The following is a 9,522-nucleotide window of genomic DNA, read 5'->3' as shown; positions in this document are numbered from 1 at the left end:
TTTCTATTGTTTCCTGCTTACCTTCTAATAATCTAAGAATATATTGAATATGTCTACGACAATCTTTAGATTTAACAATATCTTTAGTTGTTAAAAACCATCCATTTTTAGGAATTTTTCTTTTTCCATGTGCATTTTTTTCTACTTCCCAATCTGGTTTAATACCAAGAAAATGAGTTACTTCACTTGATTTTAATATTTCATGATAAAAACGTAATGTTAAGTAAGTATGTTCACAGCTAGGGTAGTCATCATAGTATTCAACAGTATTCATTTTAGTTTTCCTTGTTCTAACTAGTTTCAGTCAACTCGCGTTGTATTGCAACCTGAGGAACTGTTTTCTTAATAGACATACTTTTTTGCATTTCTCTTGCAACAGCCTCTATGACAGGTACGGTCACGCTATTACCTGTTTGTTTTCTAATTTGAGTATAAGGCACAATCATTTTAAATGAGTCTGGAAATCCTTGCAGCCGTAATAATTCTCTAGGCGTTAGCCTTCTTATGCCATTTACTAACAGATAATTGTAAGATGCACCCGCCCTGAGCGCACAAGAATATGTTAAAGCTGAAATATTCCCACTTTTATTTTCATGCCAAATGGATGGAATAGGATGATACGGTTTTACTTTTTGCAGCCGCTTTTGCTGAATATCCTCAGAAGCAAAGTATTTTTTATCAATCTCATCATCACTCTCAAGAATCATGGCTAAATCAGGTTTAATTCCTAATGGTTTTGGAAATGAAAAAGCAATATTTTCCTGAAATCCAACAATAATTGTCCGTTCGCGTTTTTGAGGAATACCAAAATCAAGTGAATTCAATACCGTATGATGTACGAAATAACCAAGATTTTCCAAATGTTGCAAGATTGTTTGAAATGTTCGACCTTTATCATGTGATTTTAAATTTTTCACATTTTCCAACATCAACGCATAAGGTTTTTTAATCTTTAAAATCTGTTCAATATTAAAAAAAAGTGTGCCTCGGGTATCAGAAAAGCCTTTTTGGTCACCACAAATACTAAACGCTTGGCAAGGAAAGCCACCCACTAAAATATCATGCTCAGGTATATCGCTGGGATTAATTTGAGTAATATCACCATGAGGACGCTCAGCAAAATTGGCTTCATAAGTGTCCTGTGCATAACGATCCCATTCTGATGAGAACACACACTGACCGCCTGCGGCTTCAAAACCCAGTCGAATCCCGCCAATGCCCGCAAATAAATCAATAAATCTAAAATGAGTCATTATTTTTTCTATATTTTCACTTTTGTGATGAATCATATGCGAGCGCTAAAAGTATTTTCAAATAAAAATTCGCAAACTGATTGGCAGGAAATAATTATATTAACCCGTTTAGGGCTTTGATATAGTCGGTTTATTCTAAGATGATACAGGACTGGCAGTCCTTACTTTTAAAAGTGATTGGTATTTGAAGTTTTATAGGACTGCCAGTCCTAACACCTAAAACGAAATTGACTATATGACTGAGATATAAAGAGAACAAGGTTTAATTGGTAGGCACTTCAAAAACGAGTAGTCTTAATTTTAAGCAATTAGAACTACCCATTTTCAAATAAAAACTAAAATACTATTTCAAAGCATCTTGTAAACGTTTCATGGCCTTTTCTAGGTTTTCCATACTGGTTGCAAATGAAATACGACCATAACCTTCTGAGCCAAACGCAGAACCGGGGACAAGTGCCACACCTGCTTTCTCAATCAACATTTCGCTAAATGCCACGTCAGTTTCGATACCCATACGATCCATGACTTTCTGGAAGCTTGGGAAAATATAGAACGTACCGTCACTTGAAGTGCATTCAACACCATCAATTTTTAACAATTCCGCTAAAACAAAATCATGACGTTGTTTGAAAATTTTCACCATGTCTTTGATAAATTCTTGATCGCCATTTAACGCCATTTCTGCACCATATTGGGCAATGGAAGTGGGGTTTGAGGTACTTTGAGACTGGATTTTCTTCATGGACTGAATTAATTTTTCAGGGCCCGCTGCATAACCAATCCGCCAGCCTGTCATCGCATACGCTTTAGACACACCATTCAATACAATTGTTTGGTCATATAAATCTGGGCACATATTTAGGATATTTTTGAATGGAGTACCTGTCCATAAAATATGCTCATACATGTCATCCGTCGCAACCAAAATTTGCGGATGCTTTAATAACACTTCGCCTAAGGCTTTCAGTTCATCATCAGTGTAATGTACGCCAGAGGGATTGGATGGGCTGTTAATCACGAATAAACGGGTTTTGTCAGTGATTGCCGCTTCTAATTGTGCAGGGGTAATTTTGAATTTTTGTTCAATACCCGCTTCGATAACCACAGGTTTGCCACCCGCCAACAACGCCATATCAGGATAAGATACCCAATAAGGCGCAGGAATAATCACTTCATCACCTGGATTTAACAACGCTTGAGCTAAATTGAAAAAGCTGTGTTTACCACCACAAGAAACCAAAACTTGTTTATTGCCGTATTCAAACCCATTTTCACGTTTAAATTTATCAATAATGGCCTGCTTTAAACCTGGAGTACCATCTACAGGCGTATATTTAGTTAAACCCTTGTTTAATGCGTCAACAGCAGCATCTTTAATATGTTGTGGTGTATCAAAATCAGGTTCGCCTGCACCTAAACCAATAATGTCATGTCCCGCCGCACGCATTTCGGCCGCTCGCGTAGTCACAGCCAAAGTAGGGGAAGGTTTAACAGCTTGTACACGGTCAGATAATTGTACTTCCACGTTTATGTTCCTTATAAGGTACTAAAAAAATGCACTATATGATAATACACTTATGCCAAAGGATAAATAAATGGTTTTAATAAGAAATGTTTATGCTTTGAATTGCGGTTAATTATTTGATTTTATATTGTTTTTCTGCTTGTACTGTAGAGAATACTCAACCTATTTCAGCTTATACTTTATCAAACTCTCCCCTGATAAAGTATATCCAGCCAATACTGTCAGTAAAATCGAACTTTTAATATGATAAAGAATTCAATGCTTACTGCTTATATCCACTATTAAAAACAACCTTCTGGCCATGCAATGCCTTCTACATCGTCATAGATTGTTTTGAGTTTAACCGAAAATTGTTTTGCACAATTATCAACATCATTAATATCCCAAGTATAGATATTTAAATTAGCACTGCTATGAATACTAAATGCCAAAGTATCGTCATCAATCATTTCTAATGCTTCAACCTGACTTGGTAAACCATTGCATACGAGTTGAGCTTGTTGAGTATCAGGTGTCCATGCCCAAAGCTGTTGATTAGCCACAGCATATAAAGATTGACCTTGGCTATCCCACGTCAAACCTTCAATTTCCAAATCAGACACTAAAATTTCTTCTTTAGCGATAACTCCGTCATTCAAGGTTATTTTATATAAGCCTTCACTATCTGCCCATGCCCATAAGCTTCCATCATTGGGGTTAAATGAAAGAGCAGATACTTCGCCTAAGCCTGTAGAACCCAACTCAATCAATTAACCTGTTTCAGGATTGACTTTGTATAAATAACCATTTGGATAACCTATCGCAGGGTCATCTCCTGATGCTGCGTAAAGTTCGTTACTAATAGGGTGAATATCTAAGGCTTCAATATCATAGCCTACATAAAGCCCACCTAATGATTTAGTAATTAATGTTTCTGGGTCAATGGTAAAGAATTGACTGTCATTTAAGCTATCATCTTGTACACCATAAATTTTAGGTCGTTCGCAATTGACAGGTAGTGGTTCGTCATTGTCAGTAATATAAACTTTAATTTCTATTGCAACATAATTACAATCAGGCCATGTATTTACTGGATCAATGATATCAGTGTAAGCTATAATTTTTCCACTATGATTACCCTCCACATCGAGGTCATCATTTGCAGTAACAGTCACATTTAGACGACTATTCCACCAATTATCACCTGTAAAGATTTTACTCACCTGTGTGCCAGCTCCTAAACCCAAATCAAGTTGGCTATCGGGTCTGGGCGTTATTTTAATACCATTACCATCTCTCCCACATCTTGGCACAATCTCCATTGTATCTGTTTTACTTTCTTCTGTTACAGCAGAAGGTATTGTGCAAAGCGTTTTTTAGTTACGGATAATGCTGCCTTAGATGTGCTTAAATCAACACAGCCAGAAAATCCGAGATAACTATATATTTTCTGGCTTGTATTTCTAGCTTGATTACAAAGCAGGACAAATATAGTGTGCAAATGTTCTATCACTAATATCCAATAGAAATGAGTAGGCTGTTTAATTGGAGAAAAGCGGTGAGAATAGGCTTGATGCCCAAATGGTTTGAAAAATTGACTAAACATAATTTCTCTGCCTAGATTAAAAATCATAAACATCAAAACAATTGATGCATTGGTTTTAATTTAAGTACAGTTAACTCAATGATTAAATATTATAAAAAATTAATTCACTTATCTTCCTTACTTTTATATCTTGAGTATAGTTCAAGGTTTTTTTGCTGCTTTTGATTGGTAATCAGGAAATATTTTGATTTCTGATTATATTCATTCATTATTTACCCAGCTTGATATTTCTCAACAACAAATTAAAGGAAAAGCGGAAAGTTTACAGGTTCATATGATTCTGCTATTTTTCCCTATATTGGCAGTTTAATAATATGCTTAATAGAGTGCAACTAATGATTAAGTCTTTAGAATTAGAAAATTTTACCGTATTTGAACATGCTATTTTTGAGCTTTCAGAAGGAATTAATATTGTCATTGGAGAAAATGGAACTGGGAAAAGTCATTTTTTAAAGGCGGCTTATGCTACAGTAACAAGCCTTTATTGCCCTCTACAACCCAATGAAATTGAACCATTTATTCAAGTTAAACTAAGCGATACTTTTAAAATGCCATCACTAGATGCGTATGTTTTATGTAGGAATAATAAAGACTTTACAATGACAATTATAGTCGAACATTTAGGAGAAATAGATAAAGTTTATATAAACTATCACGGTGGAGGTATGGGTTTTAGTGGAAGAAAAGGAAGAGAAGAGCGATTATCTCTAAATTTATTATTTATCCCCTCAAAAGAAGTTTTATCTATTTATCCTAACTTTGTATCACTTTATGAAAAATATCACTTGTCATTTGATGAAACCTATTATGACTTGTGTAAGGCGCTGGATAATCCATTATTAAAAAAGTTAGATGAGCCAGCTCAAGCATTGTTGCATGACTTAGAAATGATTATTGGTGGTCAAGTGATTGTGCAAGGTGGACATTTTTATATTAAACAACTTGATTCAGAACAGTTAATGGACATCGGCATGGTAGCGGAAGGACATCGTAAAATTGCAATGTTGGCGTATTTGATTGCAAATGATTCGATTGTCAAAGGCTGCACTTTATTTTGGGATGAACCTGAAACCAATCTCAACCCACGTTTAATGCGTCAATTGGCGAAAGCCTTAGCAGCACTTGCTAAATACGGTGTACAAGTCATTTTAGCAACCCATAGCTACTTTTTAATGAAAGAAATATCGCTATTGAACCAACAAGATAGTGAAATACCAGCCCGTTTTTTTAGTCTGATTAAAACGGAGGAACAAGGTGTTAAAGTTGAACAAGCTGATAATTTAACTGACTTGCAAACAATTGTGTCCTTAGATGAGGAATTAGACCAATACGATAGAGACCAAGCTTTGTATTATAAAAAGGCTTCCTGATGATATTTGTTAAAGAAGATAAATTATGTTTTGCATTTCCCAGTGATTGGCAAGTGATTAAATATGATGGGGATAGAGGATTTTATCGCGAAAAAATACAAAAATCTCAAGGCATGAGTGCAGTCGATATTATTGCAACTGATGGAACAGAGTTGTTATTTTTTGAAATTAAAGATATTCGTGGGCATTCAGAAAAAAACCGACCAAGATTGTCACCCAAAGCATTACCCGAAATAGCAGCATGTCAAAAATTATGTAAAGAAAATAGAAATATTAAAATAATACGCAAAAAACCTTATTTAGGAGATGAAATAGCTAAAAATGTAAAAGATACCTTACTGGGCTTAGTAAGTGCAAATTACGATAATAACCCAGAATTAAAGCCTTACTATCAAGCCATAGCTGAAAAACAACCTTTACGTATTATTTTGTTTTTAGTTCAAGATGAAATAATTGAAAATAACCGTGATACAAAAAGAGCATTAGGACTGCTATCTGATAAAATTAAACAATGCCTTCAATTTATCGATATTGAAGTTTCTGTGCTTAATCAGCAAATTATGCAGCATGAAAAGTGGAAAGTCAGCGATTCTCAATAATTTAACAGCTTCTTCAAAAACTGCCCTGTATGCGATACTTCCATTTCTGCGACTTGCTCAGGTGTACCCGTTGCGATGATTTCACCGCCGCCTTGACCGCCTTCGTGACCTAAATCCACAATCCAATCCGCTGTTTTAATCACATCCAAATTATGCTCAATCACCACAATCGTATTGCCATGTTCGCGTAAATGATGCAAAACTTTTAATAATTGGGCAATATCATGAAAATGCAGACCTGTGGTTGGTTCATCCAAAATATACAAAGTCTTACCTGTATCGCGTTTAGATAATTCTTTCGCTAATTTAACCCGTTGCGCTTCACCACCTGATAAAGTCACCGAATTTTGACCCAAACGAATATACGATAATCCCACATCCATCAAAGTTTGTAATTTACGTTTAAGTACAGGAATTTTATCAAAAAATACCACTGCATCTTCTACCGTCATATTTAGCACTTCATAGATATTTTTGCCTTTATATTCAATTTCCAAGGTTTCGCGGTTATAACGTTGTCCTTTGCACACATCACAAGTCACATACACGTCGGGTAAAAAGTGCATTTCGACCTTAATTACCCCGTCACCTTGGCACGCTTCGCAACGTCCACCTTTGACATTGAACGAAAATCGCCCTTGTTTATAACCACGCGAACGCGCCTCTTGTGTGCCTGCAAATAATTCCCGAATTGGGGTTAAAATCCCTGTATACGTTGCTGGATTAGAACGCGGGGTGCGACCGATAGGGCTTTGATCCACATCGACCACTTTATCCAGTAAATCTAAATTTTCGATACTTTTATGTGGTGCAATATCTAAGCTGGCGCGGTTTAAAGCATTGGCGACCAATGGATATAAAGTGTCATTGATTAAAGTGGATTTTCCAGAACCTGAAACCCCCGTGACACAAGTGAATAAGCCGACTGGAATCTCTAAATTAACCGATTTTAAGTTATTTCCCGTTGCACCCGTCAATTTAATCAGTTTTTTAGCATCATACGGCTGGCGTTGTTTTGGTATTGCAATTTTCTGTTTTCCTGATAAATATTGTCCTGTCAGTGATTCTTTGGTTTTAATAATCTGTTTGACTGAGCCTTGCGCCACCACGCGCCCACCATGTACACCCGCGCCCACGCCGATATCCACCACATGATCCGCGCTACGAATCGCATCTTCATCATGCTCAACCACAATCACAGTATTGCCTAAATCACGCAAATGAAACAAAGTTTTTAACAAACGTTCGTTATCACGTTGATGCAAACCAATTGACGGCTCATCCAACACGTACATCACACCGACCAAGCCCGCGCCAATTTGGCTTGCTAGCCGAATTCGTTGTGCTTCACCGCCTGACAACGTATCCGCGCTGCGGTCTAAACTCAGATAATCCAAACCGACATTGACGAGGAAACCCAGCCGCTGTTGAATCTCTAAAATGATTTTTTTGCCAATTTCAGCCTTTTTACCTTCTAATTGCAAATTTTCAAAGAATTCAAAACAATGCTTAATCGAAAGACGGTTAATATCTGGCAGACTTTTGCCCGTGACAAACACATGTCGCGCCGATTCATTGAGACGAGTGCCACCGCAGCTATCACAGGTTTTATGGCTCATATATTTAAGCAAATCTTCACGTACTGACTGCGAATCTGTCTCCCGATAACGGCGTTGCATGTTGGGAATCACGCCTTCAAACGGTTTCAATTTAACGTAGTGCATTCCTTTGTCATTTTGATACACAAATTTAATTTCTTCTGAACCGCTGCCATATAAAATAATGTGTTGAATATCATCGGTTAAATCAGCATAAGATTGTTTTAAATCAAATTGATAGTGCGAACTGAGTGCTTGCAACATTTGAAAATAATACGCGGTTTTGTTATCCCAGCCTCGAATCGCGCCTTTTTCTAAACTTAGTTTGCTATCAGTAATGACTTTATCTGGGTCGAAAAATTGATTAATCCCCAAGCCATCACATTCAGGGCACGCACCCATCGGGCTGTTGAATGAGAAAATACGCGGTTCTAATTCGGTCAGGCTATAGTTACAAATCGGGCAGGCAAATTTTGCAGAAAATAATAGTGGTGGTTTTTCCAAATCCTGCATAAATGCGACTTTTACGATGCCATCGCCTAAATTTAGTGCGGTTTCAAATGATTCGGCGAGGCGTAATTTTATATCTTCACGGACTTTGAAGCGGTCAACAATGACTTCAATTGTGTGTTTTTTGCGTAAATCGAGTTTGGGTGCATCGTCTAATTCCATCACTTCGCCGTCAATCATGGCGCGGATAAAGCCTTGTGCTTGTAAGGATTCTAAAAGTTGGACGTGTTCGCCTTTGCGGTTTTTGACCACGGGTGCGAGCAGCATCAAGCGGGTTTCTTCAGGCAGGATTAACACTTGATCGACCATTTGGCTGATGGTTTGGGCTTCTAAAGTCAAGTCGTGTTGTGGACATTTTGGCGTGCCGACGCGGGCGTAAAGTAAACGCAGATAATCATGAATTTCGGTGACTGTGCCAACGGTGGAACGTGGATTGTGTGAGGTGGATTTTTGTTCGATTGAAATCGCAGGCGATAAACCTTCAATATGCTCCACGTCTGGTTTTTCCATCATGGATAAAAATTGGCGTGCATAAGCTGAAAGCGATTCGACATAGCGGCGTTGTCCTTCCGCATAAATGGTATCAAATGCCAGTGAGGATTTACCCGAACCCGACAGCCCTGTAATCACAATGAGTTTGTCGCGCGGTAATTCTAAATCAATATTTTTCAGGTTGTGGGTTTTGACTCCACGTAGGGAAATTTTGTCCATGAGGCTATTTTTTTGAGGAGAGGATTTGAGTTTATTTTAACAAAGTTTGAACTAAGAGATTCTATGGATATGCAAGTCAATCTATTTGTCCTGAAAAATCACTTGCAAGATTAAATGTTTTGGTATGTCATGATTGTTATGAGCGATGCAATGAGGTTGTGTGATGGGAAATGGACAGGTTGTAAACGTTGAAGGTGATGCCGATAAGTCGAATATTATTGCGGGTGGTTCGGGTAATCAGCAGCATATTTCGCATCATTATTACAATACTGTGTATGGCATTATTGCGGCGGTGATTGGGGTTGTTGCAGGTGCATTTTTGCTGAGTGATGGCGGTGATGTTACTCAGCAAGGTGATAATAGTATTATTG

General features: G+C 37.3%; 10 protein-coding genes. 3 read left to right on the top strand and 7 right to left on the bottom strand.

Annotated elements, in window-relative coordinates; translation table 11 throughout:
* From ABXH34_RS15675 to ABXH34_RS15650, 6 genes are all read right to left on the bottom strand, one after another.
* Positions 1-274, bottom strand: a 274-nt coding sequence (locus tag ABXH34_RS15675; protein WP_353572829.1) for a DUF4279 domain-containing protein, incomplete at its 3' end; no start/stop codon positions are given.
* Positions 275-290: 16 nt separating this feature from the next.
* Positions 291-1,253 carry a DNA cytosine methyltransferase gene (locus ABXH34_RS15670; protein ID WP_353572828.1) on the bottom strand — a complete coding sequence of 321 codons (963 nt, stop codon included), beginning with the start codon at positions 1,251-1,253 and terminating at the stop codon, positions 291-293.
* A 343-nt stretch (positions 1,254-1,596) separates the two neighbouring features.
* Positions 1,597-2,778: a pyridoxal phosphate-dependent aminotransferase gene (locus ABXH34_RS15665; RefSeq protein ID WP_353572827.1), complete on the bottom strand. Its 1,182-nt coding sequence runs from the start codon at positions 2,776-2,778 to the stop codon at positions 1,597-1,599.
* 281 nt (positions 2,779-3,059) lie between these two features.
* Positions 3,060-3,527 carry a hypothetical protein gene (locus tag ABXH34_RS15660; protein ID WP_353572826.1) on the bottom strand — a complete coding sequence of 156 codons (468 nt, stop codon included), beginning with the start codon at positions 3,525-3,527 and terminating at the stop codon, positions 3,060-3,062.
* Complete coding sequence (locus ABXH34_RS15655) at positions 3,528-4,070, bottom strand: hypothetical protein (protein WP_353572825.1); 543 nt, start codon at positions 4,068-4,070, stop codon at positions 3,528-3,530. It abuts the gene before it with no gap.
* Between the two features lie 32 nt (positions 4,071-4,102).
* A complete protein-coding gene (locus tag ABXH34_RS15650) occupies positions 4,103-4,363 on the bottom strand; it encodes a hypothetical protein (RefSeq protein WP_353572824.1) in 261 nt (86 codons plus the stop codon).
* A 335-nt stretch (positions 4,364-4,698) separates the two neighbouring features.
* On the opposite strand from ABXH34_RS15650, the gene ABXH34_RS15645 reads away from it, so the two are divergent.
* Both ABXH34_RS15645 and ABXH34_RS15640 read left to right on the top strand, forming a co-directional pair.
* On the top strand, positions 4,699-5,733 hold the full coding sequence (locus ABXH34_RS15645; RefSeq protein ID WP_353572823.1) for an AAA family ATPase: 1,035 nt from the start codon (positions 4,699-4,701) through the stop codon (positions 5,731-5,733).
* Positions 5,733-6,332 (top strand): cysteine--tRNA ligase, encoded by a 600-nt coding sequence (locus ABXH34_RS15640; RefSeq protein WP_353572822.1) that lies wholly within the window; start codon positions 5,733-5,735, stop codon positions 6,330-6,332. The genes ABXH34_RS15645 and ABXH34_RS15640 overlap by 1 nt, the downstream gene beginning before the upstream one ends.
* Here the strand turns inward: ABXH34_RS15640 and uvrA are convergent.
* Entirely contained in the window at positions 6,326-9,151 is a 2,826-nt protein-coding gene (gene uvrA, locus ABXH34_RS15635; RefSeq protein ID WP_353572821.1) for an excinuclease ABC subunit UvrA, read from the bottom strand. The genes ABXH34_RS15640 and uvrA overlap by 7 nt on opposite strands.
* Before the next feature lie 163 nt (positions 9,152-9,314).
* Here uvrA and ABXH34_RS15630 point away from each other — a divergent pair.
* Positions 9,315-9,522, top strand: a 208-nt coding sequence (locus ABXH34_RS15630) for a hypothetical protein (protein WP_353572820.1), incomplete at its 3' end; no start/stop codon positions are given.

The sequence above is a fragment of the Candidatus Albibeggiatoa sp. nov. BB20 genome (assembly GCA_016744725.1).
GTDB lineage: Bacteria > Pseudomonadota > Gammaproteobacteria > Beggiatoales > Beggiatoaceae > Albibeggiatoa.
Note: the sequence above shows the minus strand (reverse complement) of the source record. Positions and strands in the feature narration are given on the sequence as shown.

Excerpts from the sequence above, each read along its gene's own strand:
- ABXH34_RS15670 (WP_353572828.1), bottom strand. The coding sequence starts at position 1,253 with ATGACTCATTTTAGATTTATTGATTTATTTGCGGGCATTGGCGGGATT.
- ABXH34_RS15650 (WP_353572824.1), bottom strand. The coding sequence starts at position 4,363 with ATGTTTAGTCAATTTTTCAAACCATTTGGGCATCAAGCCTATTCTCAC.
- ABXH34_RS15645 (WP_353572823.1), top strand. The coding sequence starts at position 4,699 with ATGATTAAGTCTTTAGAATTAGAAAATTTTACCGTATTTGAACATGCT.
- ABXH34_RS15640 (WP_353572822.1), top strand. The coding sequence starts at position 5,733 with ATGATATTTGTTAAAGAAGATAAATTATGTTTTGCATTTCCCAGTGAT.
- uvrA (WP_353572821.1), bottom strand. The coding sequence starts at position 9,151 with ATGGACAAAATTTCCCTACGTGGAGTCAAAACCCACAACCTGAAAAAT.